Origin of the sequence: Treponema sp. Marseille-Q4132, assembly GCF_014334835.1 — a bacterium.
Classification (GTDB): Bacteria; Spirochaetota; Spirochaetia; order Treponematales; family Treponemataceae; genus Treponema_D; species Treponema_D paredis.
Genome location: NZ_CP060591.1, coordinates 1,533,405 through 1,552,825, shown reverse-complemented (window position 1 = coordinate 1,552,825; position 19,421 = coordinate 1,533,405). Strand labels below are relative to the sequence as shown.

General features: G+C 48.1%; 19 protein-coding genes. 16 read left to right on the top strand and 3 right to left on the bottom strand.

The genetic code is table 11. The features are described 5' to 3' along the window. The 15 genes from H9I35_RS07120 (at window position 1) to H9I35_RS07050 (ending at window position 16,157) form a co-directional block, all read left to right on the top strand. On the top strand, window positions 1-1,719 hold the full coding sequence (locus H9I35_RS07120; protein WP_187418733.1) for an ABC transporter ATP-binding protein: 1,719 nt from the start codon (window positions 1-3) through the stop codon (window positions 1,717-1,719). A gap of 318 nt (window positions 1,720-2,037) precedes the next feature. After that, the gene (locus H9I35_RS07115) at window positions 2,038-2,544 is read left to right on the top strand and encodes a methyltransferase family protein (protein ID WP_187418732.1); all 507 of its coding nucleotides are present in this window, start codon (window positions 2,038-2,040) and stop codon (window positions 2,542-2,544) included. Between the two features lie 44 nt (window positions 2,545-2,588). After that, entirely contained in the window at window positions 2,589-4,514 is a 1,926-nt protein-coding gene (locus H9I35_RS07110) for an ABC transporter ATP-binding protein (RefSeq protein WP_252722625.1), read from the top strand. A gap of 96 nt (window positions 4,515-4,610) precedes the next feature. Then, window positions 4,611-5,438 carry an EFR1 family ferrodoxin gene (locus H9I35_RS07105; protein WP_252722624.1) on the top strand — a complete coding sequence of 276 codons (828 nt, stop codon included), beginning with the start codon at window positions 4,611-4,613 and terminating at the stop codon, window positions 5,436-5,438. Window positions 5,439-5,703: 265 nt separating this feature from the next. Further along, window positions 5,704-6,246 carry a glutathione peroxidase gene (locus H9I35_RS07100; RefSeq protein WP_187418731.1) on the top strand — a complete coding sequence of 181 codons (543 nt, stop codon included), beginning with the start codon at window positions 5,704-5,706 and terminating at the stop codon, window positions 6,244-6,246. A 166-nt stretch (window positions 6,247-6,412) separates the two neighbouring features. After that, window positions 6,413-7,582, top strand: coding sequence for an ISAs1 family transposase (locus H9I35_RS07095; protein WP_187418599.1), 1,170 nt, complete (start codon window positions 6,413-6,415; stop codon window positions 7,580-7,582). A 36-nt stretch (window positions 7,583-7,618) separates the two neighbouring features. Then, entirely contained in the window at window positions 7,619-7,870 is a 252-nt protein-coding gene (locus H9I35_RS07090; protein WP_187418730.1) for a type 1 glutamine amidotransferase family protein, read from the top strand. Window positions 7,871-7,899: 29 nt separating this feature from the next. Next, window positions 7,900-8,646, top strand: a complete 747-nt coding sequence (locus tag H9I35_RS07085) for an alpha/beta fold hydrolase (protein ID WP_187418729.1) — start codon at window positions 7,900-7,902, stop codon at window positions 8,644-8,646. Window positions 8,647-8,909: 263 nt separating this feature from the next. Then, on the top strand, window positions 8,910-9,569 hold the full coding sequence (locus H9I35_RS07080) for an epoxyqueuosine reductase QueH (RefSeq protein WP_187418728.1): 660 nt from the start codon (window positions 8,910-8,912) through the stop codon (window positions 9,567-9,569). 213 nt (window positions 9,570-9,782) lie between these two features. Further along, on the top strand, window positions 9,783-10,169 hold the full coding sequence (locus tag H9I35_RS07075; RefSeq protein WP_187418727.1) for an RDD family protein: 387 nt from the start codon (window positions 9,783-9,785) through the stop codon (window positions 10,167-10,169). An 8-nt stretch (window positions 10,170-10,177) separates the two neighbouring features. Further along, window positions 10,178-10,720 (top strand): methylated-DNA--[protein]-cysteine S-methyltransferase, encoded by a 543-nt coding sequence (locus H9I35_RS07070; protein WP_187418726.1) that lies wholly within the window; start codon window positions 10,178-10,180, stop codon window positions 10,718-10,720. Further along, the gene (locus H9I35_RS07065; RefSeq protein ID WP_187418725.1) at window positions 10,717-11,787 is read left to right on the top strand and encodes an endo alpha-1,4 polygalactosaminidase; all 1,071 of its coding nucleotides are present in this window, start codon (window positions 10,717-10,719) and stop codon (window positions 11,785-11,787) included. The genes H9I35_RS07070 and H9I35_RS07065 overlap by 4 nt, the downstream gene beginning before the upstream one ends. A gap of 7 nt (window positions 11,788-11,794) precedes the next feature. After that, on the top strand, window positions 11,795-12,121 hold the full coding sequence (locus H9I35_RS07060) for a SlyX family protein (protein WP_252722623.1): 327 nt from the start codon (window positions 11,795-11,797) through the stop codon (window positions 12,119-12,121). A 9-nt stretch (window positions 12,122-12,130) separates the two neighbouring features. Beyond that, entirely contained in the window at window positions 12,131-13,087 is a 957-nt protein-coding gene (locus tag H9I35_RS07055) for an RluA family pseudouridine synthase (protein WP_187418724.1), read from the top strand. Next, window positions 13,068-16,157, top strand: coding sequence for a hypothetical protein (locus H9I35_RS07050; protein ID WP_187418723.1), 3,090 nt, complete (start codon window positions 13,068-13,070; stop codon window positions 16,155-16,157). The genes H9I35_RS07055 and H9I35_RS07050 overlap by 20 nt, the downstream gene beginning before the upstream one ends. Before the next feature lie 92 nt (window positions 16,158-16,249). Here H9I35_RS07050 and H9I35_RS07045 read toward each other — a convergent pair whose 3' ends face one another. Genes H9I35_RS07045 through H9I35_RS07035 form a run of 3 tightly spaced genes read right to left on the bottom strand, consistent with a single transcriptional unit; the run spans window position 16,250 to window position 18,542 of the window. Continuing rightward, complete coding sequence (locus H9I35_RS07045; RefSeq protein WP_252722754.1) at window positions 16,250-16,666, bottom strand: EamA family transporter; 417 nt, start codon at window positions 16,664-16,666, stop codon at window positions 16,250-16,252. Further along, window positions 16,666-18,036 carry an aminopeptidase gene (locus tag H9I35_RS07040; protein WP_187418721.1) on the bottom strand — a complete coding sequence of 457 codons (1,371 nt, stop codon included), beginning with the start codon at window positions 18,034-18,036 and terminating at the stop codon, window positions 16,666-16,668. The genes H9I35_RS07045 and H9I35_RS07040 overlap by 1 nt, the downstream gene beginning before the upstream one ends. Before the next feature lie 44 nt (window positions 18,037-18,080). After that, on the bottom strand, window positions 18,081-18,542 hold the full coding sequence (locus H9I35_RS07035; RefSeq protein ID WP_187418720.1) for a chemotaxis protein CheX: 462 nt from the start codon (window positions 18,540-18,542) through the stop codon (window positions 18,081-18,083). A 97-nt stretch (window positions 18,543-18,639) separates the two neighbouring features. Here H9I35_RS07035 and H9I35_RS07030 point away from each other — a divergent pair, with 97 nt between their 5' ends. After that, window positions 18,640-19,404 (top strand): IclR family transcriptional regulator, encoded by a 765-nt coding sequence (locus H9I35_RS07030; RefSeq protein WP_187418719.1) that lies wholly within the window; start codon window positions 18,640-18,642, stop codon window positions 19,402-19,404. Window positions 19,405-19,421: the final 17 nt, after the last annotated feature.

The following is a 19,421-nucleotide window of genomic DNA, read 5'->3' as shown; positions in this document are numbered from 1 at the left end:
ATGACTAAATTACAAAAATGGTTCGGGGTTACCGAATCGGGTGCAAAAGGAATAGTTACGGCGTCGGTATGGTCGATGCTTGCGGATATCTCGTTTATTTTGCCGATGTTTTTAACGATGTTTTTCCTGCAGGAATATTTTGACGGAACGCTGCGGCCGGCGGGTTTTTATATCGGCATTATTGCCGCCCTTGCGGTTGTGATGTATGTACTCGTCCATATCAATTACAACACGCTCTACACGGCGACGTTCAAAGAATGCAAAGAACTGCGCGTTAACATTGCAGACCGGCTCAAAGCCCTGCCGCTTGCGTATTTTTCGAAACACGATGTTTCCGACTTATCGCAAACGGTTATGACCGATGTCGCTACAATCGAGCATGCGCTCAGTCACGCAATTCCGCAAACAATCGGCCTTGTGTTGTATTTGATTATAATCGGCGCGATGATGATTGTCGCACACCCGGGATTGGGCTTGTGCGTGTTTGTTCCGATTATCATCAGTTTTATTCTGTTAATCTTGTCCAAAAAAATTCAAATACGGGAAACGACGCGCGACTTTCATAAGCAGCGCGAGCGCACGGAATTTTTTCAGGAAACGATAGAGCTTCAACAGGAAATTAAAAGCTACGGGCTCACGGATTCGGTGGCGGCAAAACTGAACTGCAATGTCGACGAAGCGGAAAAACTGCATTTGGTTGTGGAAGCGCATCAAGCGATCCCGCTTAACATCGCAATGCTGTTTTTAAAGTTTTCAATCGGTTGTACCGTGTTTTTCGGATTAAAAATGTATTTGGCAGGGACTGCGCCGCTTTTGTACTTTATCGGCTATATTATCGCCGCCTCGCGCGTTACCGACGCGGTTGCAGGTGTCGAAGCCAACCTTGCCGAATTGATGTATATCGATTCGCGCGTTAAACGCATTAATGAGCTGCGCGAAACGGAAACGCAGGAAGGCGAGCCCGCTTCGTTGCAGCATTACGGCATTCAATTTGAAAACGTCGAATTTTCGTATAACAAGGGGCAAAAGATTATCGACGGCATTTCGTTTACGGCCGAACAAAATCAGGTTACCGCGCTTGTCGGTCCGTCCGGCTGCGGAAAGACAACCGTGCTCCGGCTTGCATCCCGCCTCTACGACTACGATAAGGGACAGATCCTCATCGACGGCAAAGACATTGCAAAAATCGACACCGACAGCCTCTTCGATAAAATTTCGATTGTGTTTCAGGATGTCGGACTTTTTAATACGTCGATTATGGAGAATATCCGAGTCGGAAATAAAAACGCAAGCGCCGACGACGTAAAAAAAGCCGCCCGTCTTGCAAACTGTACCGAGTTTATCGAAGCTTTGCCGGACGGTTACAATACGGTTATCGGCGAAAACGGCAGCCGTCTTTCCGGCGGAGAACGTCAGCGTCTTTCGATTGCGCGCGCTCTTTTAAAAAATGCGCCGATTATCATCCTCGACGAAATAAGCGCTTCGCTCGATGTGGAAAACGAAATGAAAATTCAGGAAAGCCTCAACACGCTCATAAAAGGCAAAACGGTGATTATTATTTCGCACCGCTTAAAATCGATCGAAAACGCCGACAAAATCATCGTCATGGATGAAGGCAAAATCGACGCAGAAGGTAAACACTCGGAACTTTTGAAAAAATCACCGCTCTACCGCAGCATGATTGAAAAATCGGGCTTAACGGAGACGTATGTTTATTAAACGGGAGGTTTAATTTCGACCGCTGAAATAGCGCGGTCTCATTAAACGGCGAGTTTGCTGCGCAAACGTCGCTGATTAACGTATACGCCGCTCGAAATTTCGCGCTTACGCGCTCGTTGCGGGGCACGCGCACGAAAACGTCATTCTCGGAAATTGAAATTTTTTCGAATGCCGTTTTTTAAGGAAGGATAAGATTTTACCGTCTGTTCCGCAAGAGTATCTTCCGGTGATGGGTACCGGATCGGTATGTATCGGCTGCAGCGGGAAAGCGAACAGTGGTCGGCATAATAATTGATAATGCTTAATAGGTGATTGTCTATGAATGAAACGAAAGAAAATAAGCAAGACCATCTTCCGGTGATGGGCATAGGGCCGATATGCATTGCGATTATGATTGCGTTCACGGCTGCGGGCATTGCGCTTGTAAAATTCGGTGTGCTTGCCGGCGGAAATGTGAGCGGCACGCGAACCGCAATTCTTTTTGTCATTGCCGGAATCCTGTGCATTGCAGGCGGCATTGCATTGTGGTGCGCCGCGGTATTCGGTGCGCGCATCGACATCAAGATAAAATCGAACCGGCTTGCAACCGACGGCGTGTATGCCCTTGTGCGCAATCCCATTTATTCGGCATTTTTATTTATTTGTACCGGCGTACTGCTGTTTTGCCGGAATCTGTACGTATTGATTTTACCGCCGCTTTTTTTGCTGTACCTTACCGTGTTTATGAAGCTGACGGAAGAAAAATGGCTTGCCGACCGCTTCGGCGATGAATATGGCGCATATTGCAAACGAGTCAACCGCTTTATTCCGTGGAAAAGAGGATGAACGGGTAATTGATAATTATTAATTAATGGCCGGAGAATTGTTATATGAGTGATAAAATGAATGAAATAAAAAAACGGGCGGCGAAAAATCCGACGGAAAATAAAAAGCAGGCGGAAAGGCGCGAAGAACGCAATCCTGCAAAGCAGCAGACTGTCAAGCGGCTTTTAAGCTATGCGGGAAAGAGCAGAGGCCTTTTGTCTCTGTCGCTTGTGCTTTCCGGCTTGAGCGCCCTCGTCGGCTTTGTGCCGTACATCATGGTGTTCTTTGTAATGCGCGATGTGATCGGCGCAGTTGCGGCAAAAGAAGCGGTACACGCCGCCTCTCTTATGCGTTACGGACTGTGGGCCGTCGGTTCGGCTGCGGCGGGCTTTGTGCTCTATTATGCGGCGCTCATGCTTTCGCATGCAACCGCGTTTACGATTCAGGAAAACCTTTCAATTCGGATGACCGAAACGCTTGCGGAACTTCCGATAGGCTGGCATATCACGCATGTGAGCGGCAAGGTGCGCAAGGTGTTTGAAAAAAACGTCAACCAGCTTGAAACGCTGATCGCTCATAGCCTGCCGGATACCGCGCAAAATACGGTTTCTCCTTTTGCGATACTCGTTCTCATGCTCGCCTTCGATTGGCGGCTCGGTCTTATTTCCCTCCTGCCGCTCGTGCTTGCGTTTGTCGTGCAAACGCTTTTAATGCGCATCAGCTCGAACTCGGGCTTTATGCAAAAGTATGAAGATGCACTCGAACAGATGAATAATGCCGGTACCGAATATGTGCGCGGCATTTCGGTTATCAAAACCTTTAATCAGTCCGTGTATTATTTTAAGAATTTTTATACATCGATTATGAACTACAAAGAGTTTGTACACAAATATTCGATATCGTGGGAAAACGGGTATTCGATTTTCCTCGCGCTTATTAAATTAGGCTTTTTATTCCTGTTGCCCGCCGCTCTTTTGATGGCCGGAACTGCGACACTCGATGCGCGTTTTTTTTACAGTTTTGTGTTTTACCTTGCCTTTGCGCCGGTTACCTACGGGATGCTGATAAAAATCATGTACGCAAATACCTTTCATCAGCGGTCGAACGACGCGCTCAACCGTATTGAAGATATTTTGCAAGCGCCGCTGACCAAAGAACCGGAAAAGTCCGTGCTGCCAGAAAGATACGATATTGCATTTAAGGATGTGGTGTTTTCGTATAAAACGGACACGGCGGGATCTGCGGAAACGGGGAACACAAATCCCGGCGGCGATAAAATGCCGCAAAACGCCTGCCGCACCGCCGTGAACGGCATCAGTTTGCACATCAGCGAACATTCGCTTACCGCTCTTGTCGGGCCTTCAGGCGGCGGCAAAACGACCCTCGTCAATTTGCTCGGCCGTTTTTGGGAAGCGGATTCGGGTTCAATCAGTATCGGCGGTGTCGATATCCGCGATATTAAAACAAGCGACCTTTTACACACCGTCGGTTTCGTGTTCCAGGAAAATAAGCTCTTTAAAGAAAGCATTTTTGAAAATATCCGCTACGGCAAAAAAGATGCAAGCCGCGAAGAAGTGACGGAAGCGCTCCGTAAAGCCGAGTGCATGGACATCATCGAAAAACTGCCTGCCGGTATAGATACCGTCTACGGCACCAAGGGCACATACGTATCCGGCGGAGAAGCGCAGCGGCTTGCCATTGCCCGCGCCCTGCTGCAGGACGCACCGATTATTGTACTTGACGAAGCGACCGCCTTTGCCGACGCCGAAAACGAATACAAAATCAAAAAGACCTTCGACGTGCTGCTCAAAGACAAAACCGTCATTATGATCGCCCACCGCCTCTCGTCGGTCGTTAACGCCGATAAAATCTGCGTCATCGATGAGGGCAGAGTTGCCGAAACGGGAATGCATGCCGAGCTGCTCGCGCGGAAGGGTTTATACGCAAGTATGTGGGATAACTTTCAAAAAGGCATCGAGTGGAAGGTTTAGATAATTAATAATTAATAATTTGTAATGGATAATTAGAGGATAATCGGAATCGGCAATGACTGAAAGTTTTATGCCGATGTGTTATAATCGCCTGCAATGAATATGCCTGCGGATAAAATTAAACTTGCCGTTATTTATTTCTCACCTACGGGAACAACGAAAAAAGTCATTGATTATATTGTTAAAGGAATTGACGGGGACATAATATGTTCTACGGATTTGACTAAACGGGACAATAGAGAGAAAACACAAGATGTAAGTTTTGCAGATGCGGATTTGATAATCGTGGGCGCTCCGACATACGGAGGGTTTTTATATAAGGAATTCAGAAACTACATAAAATACTTGGATTTTCAAGGAAAATGTATAATTGCAATCACACTATACGGTAATGCATCACCGATGTTTGCTGCCGGAGAAATGATATCTATAATAAAAAAGGGTAACGGAAAACTGCTCGGCTACGGTGAATTTGTCGGGGAGCATTCATATTCCGGTAAAGATATTCCGGTTGCTAAAGGCAGACCCGATAATGATGATTTACAAACTGCGGTACTGTTCGGAAAGACTGTAAGAAACAGATTATTACATACGGAAACTCGGCATCTTTATAATAGGACAACTGTGTTTGATAAAATTATAAGTTTTATCGCGGATAATAAACCGATACATACCGGAAAAAGAATATTTACTGTTCCGTATACGGATAACGAAAAATGTATTCACTGTTCCGAATGTGTAAAAGTATGTCCTAAAAGTTGTATACGTGCGGATATGACAACCGATAAAAATGAATGTATTGTGTGCATGGCATGTGTTAAAATATGCCCGACGGGGGCAAGAGAAGCCCATCCTAAAAATATACTAGTCAAATCAGGTTTACATATTATAAATAAAAGAAAGCACAAATCCCGGTTTTTCTAATCGAAACGGGTTAAAAAAACGGTGCTGTGTCAGACGTTTTTTTTACAAGGTGCCGTTGTCCTCCTCCATCCGTCGCGCGCTGGCACAGGGCGGGCAAATTCTTTATAATTATTTGCGTAAATAAGAAGTAATCAAGAGGCGGAAGAGCGCCGCATAAACGGTGCCGTTTGACCCGCCGACGGGTTGTATGAAGAGATATTTGTGCGTGAGCGCGCATAAACGTGCATAAGTGCGCGTACATAATCGACTTGTACGGAGGTAAAATATGTCGATTTACGATTATTCGATTCAGGATGCGCAGGGAAACGATGTTCCGCTTAAAAATTACAAAGGAAAAGTATTGCTGATTGTAAATACGGCGACGAAATGCGGCTTTACGTCACAGTACAAAGAGCTTGAACAAATCTACGAAACATATCATGAGCGAGGCTTGGAAATAATCGATGTGCCGTGCAATCAATTCGGAAAACAAGCGCCGGGTACGAACCGGGAAATCAGCGAATTCTGCACGCTCAATTACAATACGAAATTTCCGCAAATGAAAAAGTCCGACGTAAACGGGGCAAACGCGTTACCGCTTTATACGTATTTAAAGACGCAAAAGAAATTTGAAGGTTTCGGCGAAAGTAAAACGGCGCAATTACTGCATGACTATATTAAAAAAAGCGATCCCGATTATAAAAACAATTCCGATATCAAATGGAACTTTACCAAATTCGTTGTCGCGCGCGACGGCAGCGTTGTTGAGCGTTTTGAACCGCCCGCGTCCATGGCCGATGTCGAAGCCTGCGTTGCAAAGTGTATATAGCCGCGGCTCGTATTTGTGTCATCGATGAGGGCAGGCTTGCCGAAACGGGAACGCATGCCGAGCTGCTCGAGCGCAAGGGGCTTTTCCGGGTATGGGAATTTCCGCACGGAAATCAATTTTTGCTCGAGTATTGTTTAAAAAGTTGATAAAGTGCTAAAGTAAGTGTATGAGGTGGGAAACATTAGAAGAAGCACTTGCAGTGCTTGAGACGGAACGGGAATACGACGGGTATTTTTGCAGCGTACAAGACGCGGTTATCATCGTGATTTTGGGAAGCTTGTGCGATTTGCAAAGCGTAAAGAAAATCCACGAGTGGGCAACGACCGAACATGTCAGAACATTTTTGGCAGAAACGTTCGGAATCAAACGAATACCGTGCTATTGGTGGCTGTTAAGCCTGCTTGGAATCATACGGCCGGAATCATTGAATGAGTGTATGAAACAATGGGTAGCTTCGGTTGTACCGGCTCTTGCAGCAAAACTTGAGACGGAAGAGAAAGAACAAAGCGCGAAGAAAAAGAAGCAGCCGTTGACGATAGCCATAGACGGAAAAGCTATCCGCTCAACGGGAAAGATGAAAAAATACGACAGTCCCTTGCATATCATCAGTGCACAGATAGGGGAATTGGGGTTGACGCTTGCCCAAAGAACGGTCGAATCAAAGAGTAATGAGATTCCTGCCGTACCGGAATTGATAAAAGAGCTTGAAATTCAGGGCTGTATGGTGGTCGCGGACGCAATGAACTGTCAAATAGAGACTGCCGAGGCGATAATTGAGGCAAAAGCGGATTATTTGTTAAGTGCGAAGGGCAATCAGGAAGCACTTATGAACGATATCGCGGAGTATGTTCAGGATACAAAGCTGAGAGTGACGATGGACAGCATCACACGAACGGAAAAGGGACATGGGCGGAAGGAAAGGCGCAGTGCGTATACGAGTGCAGATGTTTCATGGCAGCCGGGAGGACGAGTATGGCCGGAACTCAAATGTATTGGAGCAGTGCATACACGATTTGAGACGAGTAAAGGGGTGACGGAAGAATGGCATTATTATATTTCAAGTAAAGCGTTACGAGCGGAAGAGCTGCTCCATCATGCAAGAGAGGAATGGTCGGTGGAATCGATGCATTGGCTGTTGGATGTACATTTTGACGAGGACAGATGCAGGGTGCAGAGTAAGAACGTACAACAGAATCTCAATATGCTGCACAAGTTTGCGCTTAACATAATCCGCATACACAAACGTGAATCACAATCGAAGCTGCCTTTAAACGGGATTATGTTCCGTGCACTTATGAATCCTCAAGCATTATTACCGCTTTTGGGCAAAACTTGATTTCCGTGGAATTTCCGCCCGGACAATTGACACGGCGTGCGCTGCAAAGTACAATGTGCTACGATTGGAATCGTCGATTATAAAGCCGGCAACATACAAAGCGTGCGGCATGCGCAGGATTTTTTGCGCATCGAATACGTGATTTCGGATACGCCGAAAAATCTTGAAAATGCTTCGTGCCTTATGTTTCCCGGCGTCGGAAACGTGGCCTATGCAATGGAACACGTCAAAAAAGCGGGTTTCGATTCTTTTTTTAAAGAACGCGACGCACGGCTCAACACGTGGTAAAAATTATTATTTGCAGGAGGACAGGCGATATGGTTATACACGAATACGGAAACATTGAGGCGGAAAAAATACTGGTTTTGCACCCGATGTTGCTGACCGGTGCCTTTGCGGCAAAGCTGTTTGCGCCGCTGAGCGATCGGTACTGTATTATTGCGCCGGATTTGTCGGCTCACGGGCAAGCGTCTTCGAGCGAGTTTGTTTCCGCCGAAAACGAAGCTGCGCAAATCCTTTGCTATCTGAAAGAAAAAGGCTATACGGATATTGCATTGACGTTCGGCATTTCCCTGGGAGCGCGGATTATGCTGGAACTGTTGAAGGATGACGACATACACTGGAACTGCATTGTTTTGGACGGTGCGCCGGTATACAAAAATGCCCGCTTTTTGCGCTTTGTGTATACCGCTGTCTTTTTAAGCAAATGGAAAAAGGCGCGAAAATGCAAGGGGTTTGCTCAAAAGAAAATGACCGCATTGTTCGGTGAAGCGGGCGAAGTAATGGGAAGCACGTTTGAAAGCATGGATGAAAAAAGCCTGCGAAATATCATAGATGCATGCAGCCGCTTCGATTTTTATCCGTATCCGAAAGATGTTCAGCAGCGTATGTATTTTGAATTCGGTAGTAAAGAAATAGATGCACGGCAAGCAAAGACGATTTTGCGCCGCTACCCTTTTGTGCATATCGCACTGCATAAAGGGTACGGGCACTGTCAGTATATGGCAGCGGAAAAAAAGGCATACCTTGCGATACTTGAAGAGCGCATGAAGCGGAAGGTTTGAATAAATTGATAATCGATAATGCGATGATATCGGTTCAAACGAGCATACAATTTACAAATTAACAATTTAAATCCCGCGTCATATCCGAAGCGGTTTCATCGGTTTTTTTACCGGGACGAAACCTTTTTGCTATCCGCCCTTTCGCCGCTTGCTAGCGCGCGGCGTCCTCGCTCCGCTCCGGTCGCTGCCTTCGGCACGGCTCCACGGCGGCGTAGGCGTATCGTATTGCGAGCGTCTGTCGGCAAGCGGTATAATCTAAAGCGATGAAGCGGAATTATCAATCGGAACTCGACGGCATCCTCGACCGCATTGCACCGGATCGAACGGCGGAAGCCCTTTCGGCAAAGCCTTCGCTCCTCCTCCATGCCTGCTGCGCGCCGTGTTCGTCCTACGTCATCGAATATCTCGCATCCTATTTCGACATTTCGATTTATTATTACAATCCGAATATCCATCCTCGAAAAGAATACGAGCGGCGTCTGCATGAGCTCGAAGCTTTTTTGCCGCAATTTCCGCCGGCGCTCGAAAACCGCGTTCGGCTCATACGTGCCGACTACGACGAGAGCGAATTCGAAGAAGCCGTCCGCGTAGCCGAAAATCCCGAACTCGCTTCCGAAGCCGAACGCGGAGAGCGGTGCAGACGATGCTACGAACTGCGCATGAAGCGCGCATACGAATACGCGCGCGCACACTCTTTCGATTGGTTTACGACGACGCTTTCGATCAGTCCGTTTAAAGACGCGGATAAAATCAATGCCATCGGCGCGATGCTCGAAGCATCCGGCGGCCCGCGCTTTCTCACAAGCGATTTTAAAAAGCGAAACGGTTTTAAACGCAGTCTCGAAATCAGCAAAGAATACGGCATGTATCGGCAGGACTATTGCGGCTGTAAGTATTCGCTCGAAAATACAAAAGCGCATTAATCGCCGCCGGAATCCGGCCGTTTCGGAATACTGTCGTAAGCGGCGGTGCGGCAGCCGTACTCATAACCGCGCGTGCGCATTTATCGAAATCGATTTTATCCGTCGGGTTTTTTGTCGGCGGAAAAAGATCTTTCGATTTTACGGTTTACCGATTTTTTTGCTTATAGTATACTTTTCACGGATATTGTATGTAAAATTTTTCGGGAGGCAAGTATGGACGGCAAACGCGTATCGGCATTCCTTATCGATTTTATGATAACGGCCGTAATACAAAGTATACTGTTTATGTATTTTATTATGTATCCGCTCATAAACGGCGCGGTAACTCCGATCGAAAATCTTTTGCCGAAAGCGTTGGGTTTAACCTATATTTCGATGTGTTATATGATATTTCAAGATATCCCGAAATACGGGAGCATCGGAAAAAGGATTGTAAAATTGAAGATCGTATCGGCGGACACGAAAAAAGATGCGCCTCTTTTACGGCGGATACTGCGCAATATCTTTTGGGTTTTCGGGCCTCTTGAATTGCTGGCGTACGCGCTTTCCGGCACAAGGCTTGGAGATCGCGCGGCAAAAACCGAAGTGGTACCCCGGTAAGGAGCCTTATGATATACACGGCATCTTATTCGTCGCCGTTCGGCGATATGCTCTTGGCGCAAAAGGACGGAGTGCTCGTCGGGCTGTGGTTCGAAGGGCAAAAATATTACGGCGCGGCGATTTCGGACGCGGTACCGAAAGACGACGATAAAACATCGGTCAAAGTAAAACGTTGGCTCGATCGATATTTTGCGGGACAAAAACCGGATGCGGCGGAACTCGCGCTCGCTCCGGCAGGAAGCGATTTCAGGCAGGCGGTGTGGGCCGTTCTCCGAGAGATTCCGTACGGTAAAACCATTTCCTACGGCGACATCGCCCGAATGCTTGCAAAAAGAAAAGGGCTTGCATGGGTATCGGCGCGCGTGGTCGGGGGTGCGGTTGCGCATAATCCCGTTTCCGTAATCATTCCGTGTCACAGAGTCGTCGGATCGGACGGAAAGCTGACCGGTTATGCCGGCGGCATCGATAAAAAAATAAAACTTCTTGAGATGGAAGGTATCGATATAACGATGTTTAAAGATGCCCGGCGCGCTTCCAAGGGAGCAGTATGAAACAAAACGACAGAAGACGATGTATAATTTTAATAATTATTAATTTTGTGTTTGCCGCAGCCGCTTTTTGCAGCGATAATGCGTCCTGTAGCGCACACGATGTGCCGCCGCATTACCGCGAAGAAATGCGCGCGTTTATTAAAAAAATATCCGCCTATGCAAAGGCGCAAAACCCGCGCTTTGTCGTCATTCCGCAAAACGGGCAGACGGTCGCGTGGGACAGCGACGCTCCCGCCGACGAAAACGGCGTGCCGCTTACGGAGGCCGATGCTTCGTACATGGACGCGATCGACGGATGCGGCCGCGAAGATACGTTTTACGGCGAAAAAGGAGAAGGCAAAGCGACATCTCCGAGGTCGTCCGCATATTTTGTCGGTACGTGCAAAAAATTTTTGGAAAAAGGTAAGACCGTCTTTTCGATCGATTACTGTTCTTCCCGAGCCGCGATCGCAGACTCGTACGCAAAAACCGCCGCGGCGGGCTTTATCGGTTTTGCGGCGCCCGACAGAAATCTCGCCCTTATCCCGGAACAAAGCGGATACGGGCGAGAGTATTATCCGTACCGTAAAAATCGAAACGACGTGACGAAACTTTCCGAAGCGAAAAATTTTTTATTTTTGCTCGGTATGTCTTCAGGCGACGCTGACGGAAGCGCGCTCATCGAAAAAATACGGGCGACGGATTACGACGCCGTAATCATGGACGCCTTTGTAGACGGTGGTAACGTGCCGTTTTCCCGCACGGCAATCGAATCGATTAAGAAAAAATTTTCCGGCGGCACGCGCTTTATCATCGCGTATATGAGTATCGGCGAAGCGGAAGACTACCGCTGGTATTGGGATGAGCGCTGGGTACGCGGAAAAAAATTGACAAAAAATGCGCCCTCGTGGCTCGACAAATTGAATCCCGATTGGAAGGGAAATTATAAAGTGCGATATTGGAACGAAGATTGGCAAAATATCATCTGCGGCGGAGATGATTCGTATATTCAAAAAATTATCGATGCGGGATTCGACGGCGTTTACCTCGACATCGTCGATGCATACGAATATTTCGAAGATCGATAGATCGCCTTTGCCGCAATTCGAAATCGCCGCACATCGACAGGCTTCGATCCGATTGTGCGCCTCGCTGGTAAAAAAAGCGGCAATCGATTACAATTTGAAAACCGCACGTGATAAGGAGTTGTCTACGGATATTGAAATAGAAAAGCGCATCGTTGCGCTCGAAACGAAACTTGCCTACCTCGAAGATTTTGTAAATCAGCTGCAGGATGTTTCCGTCGTTCACTCGAAATCGATCGACGGGATTACGGCGCAGTGCAAAGCGATGTCGGAAAAACTGCGCGAATTGGCCGATGCGGCGGAAGAAATTCCCAACCGCATGCCGCCGCATTATTAATTAATAATTATGGAAAAGTCGAGTACGCAATACAAGCGCGAACATAAAATCGATTTCGGACGCGAGCGGATCGATGTCCTCTATGAAGACGCGTGTATCGTTGTCATACATAAACCGTCGGGTATGCTTTCCGTTCCGTATCCGGGCAGTAAAGCTCGGACTGCACTCGATGTGCTCTGCCGCATCATGAGGAGCAGGGGTACGTATTCGCAGCGGCATCGTCCGTTTGTCGTACACCGCCTCGACCGCGATACGTCCGGCGTCATGCTCTTTGCGCTGAGCGAGCAGGTGCAGCGATCGCTTATGCATTCTTGGCAAAAAATCGTCAGTAAGCGGATATATCGCGCCGTTGCCGAAAATCCGAAAGGGCCTGCGCTTCCCGATTTCGGCGTCATCGATGCGCCGCTTGCGTACAACGCGTACAATATCGGCTTCGTTCCGAAAGCCGATGACAAGCCCTCCGGCAAAGCATACCGGATAAAACGATTTGATAAAAATAAAACGACATACACGAAGCATCTCGATTTTTCCGGCGGAAAGGCGAAGTTTAAAACGGTCGAAGCGCGCACTCGCTATCGTATCGTAGAGCGGGGGCCGACGCATACGCTTTTTGAACTCGACCTCGACACCGGCAAAAAAAATCAAATACGCGCGCACCTCGCGTCGAAAGGCTGTCCGATTGCGGGAGACGAAACGCACCGTTCTCGTACCGATCCGTTTTGCCGCCTTGCGCTTCATGCACGTACGATCGAATTCATCCATCCCGCAACGCATAAAACCGTACGCTTCGAAGTTCCCGAACCTGAATCTTGGCTCGAATATGTACGCAAAGGCGATGAAAAACCTGAGCTTCCGGTATGGAGGAAAGAAAGAGAAATGCGCGCCGGTCCGGCTTTGCCGCGCGATTTTGCCGCTTTGCAAAACGGCGGCAAGAGGAGTGTAGTGCATGAAAAAAATAATAATTAATTTTTTTATCGTTTCGATTTTTGTATCGCTTTCGCTTGGCGCCGCCGACGGCGTCATGTGGGGCGAAAAAGATATCCGTGTCGTAAAGACGCAGTGGTTCGATATCATCTATGCACCGGATTCCGTCCGAAGCGCCGAACATCTTGCGCGTTATGCGGATGCGATATACGAAGACGTATGCGCCTATCTTGAAACCGAGCAATGGAAGCGCTTTCCCGTCGTTATAACGCCTGCACAGGACGAATTCAACGCATATTATTCGCCAGCGTGTTACGATACGATCGTCATGTACGATACGCCGGTGACGAAAAAGATTGCCGTCGCATCGGACGATTTTTTGTCGACGTTCCGACACGAGCTTACGCACGCCGTTTCGTACAATATGAAAAATGCATTTTGGCGCGGAGTCGGCGCGGTATTCGGAGACGCCGTAAATCCCGCATATTTGTTTATTACGCGGTCGCGGACTGAAGGCGTTGCCGTCGCATCGGAAAGTGCCGGCGGCGAAGGACGCTTGAACGATCCGTACAGTGCGCAGACGGTGCGGCAGGCAAAGATCGAAGGCGCTTTCCCGTCGCATGCCGATATCTACGGTTCGCGCGATATCTATCCGTACGATACGAATTATCATTTCGGCGCGGCGTTTGAAAACTGGATTCAAAAAACGTACGGTATGAAAAACTACGCGCGCTTTTTATACAAGTGCGTCAACTTCCAAACAATACACGCATCCGTCGCCTTCAAATCGGTGTACGGGATTTCCGTCAAAGAAGCGTGGCGTCTTTTTTACGATTCGGTCGCCGTGCCCTCTTCCGCCGCGCAGTATCCCGATCCGCTTGTCAAAGGCTTATGCAAAGATTATTTTTCCGGCACCGATAAACGCTCGAAAGAAAATACGCGCGCCTCACGATATGCGTCGCTCGTTTCGTGCAGCTCAGGCTTCGGCTTTACCGACGATGCAACCGGAAGTTTTTATTTTTCAAAATGGAATGCCGAACGAAAGCGCTACGATCGCGCAAAAAAAATATGTACCGTCAAAAATCTGCGGCACACATCTCTTTCTCGTGACGGTGAGTATGCGGCTTTCAGCGTGATGAGCGAAAGTCATGCCGTTCCGAAAAGCGAAGTTCATATTTTTAATATGAAAAACCGTTCGCGTTATACGATGAGCGAAACGGGTCTGCGCGATGCGGCCGTCATCTCATGGAACGGAGAGTATTATCTTGCGGCGGTAAAAACGAAGTCGCAGCAAAGCACGCTCACCGTCTACAAACTCGACAAAAGCGCGGACGGCAAAGTGCGCGGTGCTTCATTTATCGTATCCCGTGTTCTCGATCGGGGAGACGTCGCATTTACGCCGAAGGACGCAGGCGGCGGCGAAATCGTATACGCATGCAAAAGCGGCATGAAGTGGTCGATTCGATTGTATTCGATTGCGGACGGTACGGAAAAGGTATACGATCCGCCGTATGCGCGCATGGTTATCGGCGATGTTTCGCTTGCAGATGCTGCGGACAACGGTACGGCGGATGCTGCAGATCGCTCCGTAAGCGGCACCGATACTGAGCGGAACGACGGAACTCGGCGCTCTGAAAAAGTATTTACGTTTTCGTGGGCGGCCGAAGATACGATGCCGCGCTTCGGAAAATTAATAATTAAAAAATCCGATGACAACCGAGCGGATTCCGCTTCGATGCTTTTACAGACGGACGATGTGTCGGGCGGCGTATACGATCCCGTTATGCTCCAAAACGGGAGTATCGCATATACGGGGCATTTTTTTCGCGACAATCGCCTTTTTACTGCGGAAAGCGAGAGTATAGCGATGCGGGAAATCGCGCTCGACGCAAAACGCGAAAGGCTTGAAAAGTCCGATACAGACAAAGCGCAATCGGCGGAAGCTACCGATAATGTGCAAAGCGGAGAGCAGGCGGCCGGCGATCGAGACGTACAGGCGATTTTTGCCCGATCGAAAAAATACAATCCGTTCGATTATTATAAACGCGGTATCTTTTTACCGGTCGGCATCGCATCGACATACGGACATGATTTGCTCGGCGATGCGACAAGCATGGTTTTGCCCTTGGGATTTACCTATGCGTCAAATAATCCGTGGTCGTCGAAACTCGCGATAGCGAGTGCAGGATACGGTTTTTTTTCGAACAGCGGTGCGATTGAAACGCGCTTCCAAAGCGGAACGGCGACTTCGCTTTTCAAATATTCGCTCAGCAATCAAATCGAATTCGACCGGCGCGGCTTTAAGCAAACGGCTCACACGGTGAACCTTTCGTCAGCGATTCCCATCGGCAGAATATCGCGCCTTACGTTCGGGGACGATGCACATGTTTTTGCCGGCAGGCAAAGCCGTACGGAATTTTCCGAAAGGTACGACCGACTTTTCGGCATCCTTGAAGACGATGATGCTTTGCCGATATTTATCGCACTTAATAAATTATCCGCCGGCTATTCGAATATTCATAAAACCGGTGCGGGTGTATACGAGAGAGCGGGTTTTGCTGCGAACGCATCGTATATAATCAAATACGAAGCTGCATGGGGATCGCCTTTTTCGCAAAACAATATATATCAAAATCTTTCGGTCAATGCGGCCGTCTGCCTGCCGTGCCTTTTGCCGTATATATGCCGCTATGATTATACGTATAATTTTCCGCTCACGCTCGGCACCCGATTTTTTCCGAGCAGATCGACCTTTATAAAAAACACCGCCGAAATTATTTTGTTTGCGGGCGAAGTGCAAAAAGCGATTCCGCTTTTCTACGTAAACCGCTGGGCGCTGCGTGCGTCGTATACCGGCCGCTTCGATTATACGGGCGGCGTGTCGTGGGATTTTTTTGATACGCCGCATCTTGTACGGAATCTTTTTTCGGGGGAAATGCGTTATTGCGATTCGGCCGTGCTGTCCGCATCGCTGACCTTTACACCGAACTTCGGTGCCGCAGCAACGCCGCTTTTGACATCGACCGTGCGCGCGGGTCTGCGTTATGTCATCCGTGAAACCAAAAAGCAAAATTATTTTACATTTGATTTCGGCTGGAGTCTTTCTTATTAAAATATGATGCAAAGGTGTACGGGCTTGTGAAATACAAACCTGTTCCGTGTGTTTTGCATTTTGTAGTGCACGTTTTCGAAACGACTGCGCTTTTACAATACCATGACTAGAGTACCCGCCGTGAGGAGGAGCGCACCGAGGATCGATTTTACCGAAACCTTTTCATGCAGGAATATAAAGGCGAGGACGATCGTGATAACGACGCTCATCTTGTCGACGGGAACGACCTTCGATGCGTCTCCCGTTTGCAGCGCGCGGTAGTAGCAAAGCCACGATGCGCCGGTAGCGAGTCCCGACAGGATCAAAAAAATCCAGCTCTTTTTTGAAATCGCCGCGATGCCGCTCTGCTCGTGTGTGACGAAAACCATAATCCATGCCATCGCGAGTACGACAAGGGTTCGGATTGCGGTTGCCAGATTCGAATTGACTCCTTCGATTCCGATTTTGGCGAGGATCGAAGCGAGCGCGGCGAATACTGCGGAACAGACGGCAAAGGGCAGCCACATAATTATTTTTCGAGCGATAAAAATATTTTATAGCAATTATACGCCGTACAGATGTCTTCTTTATTTGTCAATTCCCACGGTGCGTGCATACTTAAAACCGAAACACCCGCATCGAGTACATCCATGCCGTACTTTGCCGCAAGGTAGGCGATCGTACCGCCGCCGCCCTGATCGACTTTTCCGAGCTCGGCCATTTGAAACGGGATATCGTTTTTTTCCATGAGCGCGCGGACTTTTGCGATGAATTCGGGATTCGCATCGCTAGCGGAATATTTACCGCGGCTTCCGGTATATTTATTAAAGACGACTCCGCCTCCGAGAAACGATGAATTATCTTTATCGTAGAGGTTGCCGTTCATCGGATCGAATGCCGCGTTGACGTCGCTTGAAAGCATGGCGGAATTTGCAAGACAGCGCCTGAGCGTCAAATCGCTGTATCCACCGCTCATGCGCGAAATGATTTCGGCGACCGCATTTTCGAGCAGGTGCGAACCCATACCCGTGGCACCGACGCTTCCGATTTCTTCTTTGTCGACGCAGAGGCAACAGTTCGTCCGTGTCTTTGCCGTGCTGTCGAAGAGTGCCTGCACCGACGTAAATGCGCACGCTCGGTCGTCCTGCCCGTACGCGAGGATGAGCGATCGATCGATGCCGCAGTCGCGCGATAAGCCTGCCGGAACGATTTCAAGTTCGGCGGATGCGAAGTCCCCTTCGTCGATATTGTATTTCGATTTTAATAATTTTAAAACGGCCTTTTTATATTTTTCTTTGTCTTTATCTTTCGATGATTTTTCATCGGCTTGTTCTTTTTGCTTGTCTTTTTTTTGCGGAATACCGGAACTCAAAATGAGGTCGAGGTTTTCGCCGGGAATAAAGTCCGATGCTTTTTCTTTCATCTGTTCCTGCGCGAGGTGCGGCAAAATGTCCGATACGCAAAATACCGGATCGTCCGCAGCTTCGCCGATCGTCACGTTGATGACGTTGCCGTCGGTTTTGCATACAACGCCGTGAATCGCAAGCGGCAGCGTTACCCACTGATATTTTTTAATGCCGCCGTAATAGTGCGTATTCAAATACACGATACAGTCTTTTTCATAGACGGGATTTTGCTTTACGTCCAGGCGCGGCGAATCGATGTGCGCACCGAGGATGTTCATGCCGTCTTCGAGACTGCCCGTGCCGATTTCAAACAGCGCGACGGATTTGTGCATTTTTTGCACGTAAACTTTATCGCCTGCTTTCAGCGTTTTATACTCCGCGATATCTTTATAACCGCGCTTTCCCGCCGCTTCGATGATCTGTGCGGCACACTCGCGTTCGGTTTTTCCGCCGTCTAAAAATTTTTTGTAATCGTTAATAAGTTTTTCGTCCATATATGCTCCTAATTATATGCGTATCCGTAAAATCCCGATCGGTATTATTTAAAACACACGTCGACTTCAAAAGGTCCGTACTGCGTCGTAAACGGAATACCCACAATCGGGTAATTTTTCGGCCACGAAAGCGTATGATCTTTTCCCGCAACGACAACGGGGGGCGATACTTTTATATCTTTATTTTTAATTTCGGAAGCCGCGTTTCCCGCGATAATATTCGTAAACTCGCTTACGAGCTGTTTCGCAAGTTCTTCACGCTCCGATTCCATAACGATCTCTATCCCTGAGCGTTCGAGCATTTTATCCGCAAGGATTTTATGCAGCCGAAACGCAACGACGCCGTTATAGTCGCCCGTAATACCGAGCAGTCCCGAAATCTCCCATGCATGGCCGGCATTCGGGTCGAGCAGGTACGGATCTTTGTGCTGCGGCGGAATATCGAACATATTTTTAAAAGCACTTTCGCACGATATTAAAAACGGATTAATAATTTTTACGTCCATTTGAAATTCAGTATATCGCAATGTAAAATTTGGGGCAAGCGTTGTGAGAGCACTTGAACAATACGAATGCTTTCCGTACATTTAAAGGGGGTGCGCGATGGCGAATGATTACGGCGTTCAATCCGTTGAACGGGCATTGGATATCATCGAAGCGATAGCGTCAAATAAAAGTTCCGCCGTCTTGACGGAAATTGCCGAAAAGTCGGGTCTGCATAAAAGTACGGCATACCGCATTATTTCGACGCTGCTCAAACGGGGTTATTTAAAAAAGAATGAAGACGGCACATATAAAATCGGATTGAAGCTTATAGAAGCGGTGAGCTATTATATCGACAGTTTGGAGCTGCAAACGGAAGTGCGCCCGTATATCGCGCAGATTACGGCAAAGTTCGGGCTTACGTCGCATTTGGGCGTTTTGGAAGGCGATAAAGTGGTTTATATCGAAAAGATGGATATATTTTCGAATATCAAATTGTATTCGCAAATCGGACTGCGTATGCATGCATACTGTTCTTCGCTCGGTAAGTGTCTTTTGGCAAATTTTTCCAACGCGCAGCTTCGATCGATTATGGGAAAAACCGAATTTATGCGTTTTACTCCGAATACGATTACGACGATTGAAGCGCTGCAAAAAGAAATCGATTCGGTCAGGCAGCGGGGATGGGCGATCGACAACGAAGAATTCGAAATCGGACACCGCTGTATCGGCGCGCCGGTATACGATTATCGGGGCGATATAATTGCGGCAATAAGCGCAAGCGGCAGCACGAGTATACTTACCGACGAGCGGATTCCTGAAATAGTCGAATACTTGAAGCAAACCGCTGCGGAGATTTCTCAAAATATGGGCTACGTGCCGTGAGGGAGAAGCGGTAAAAA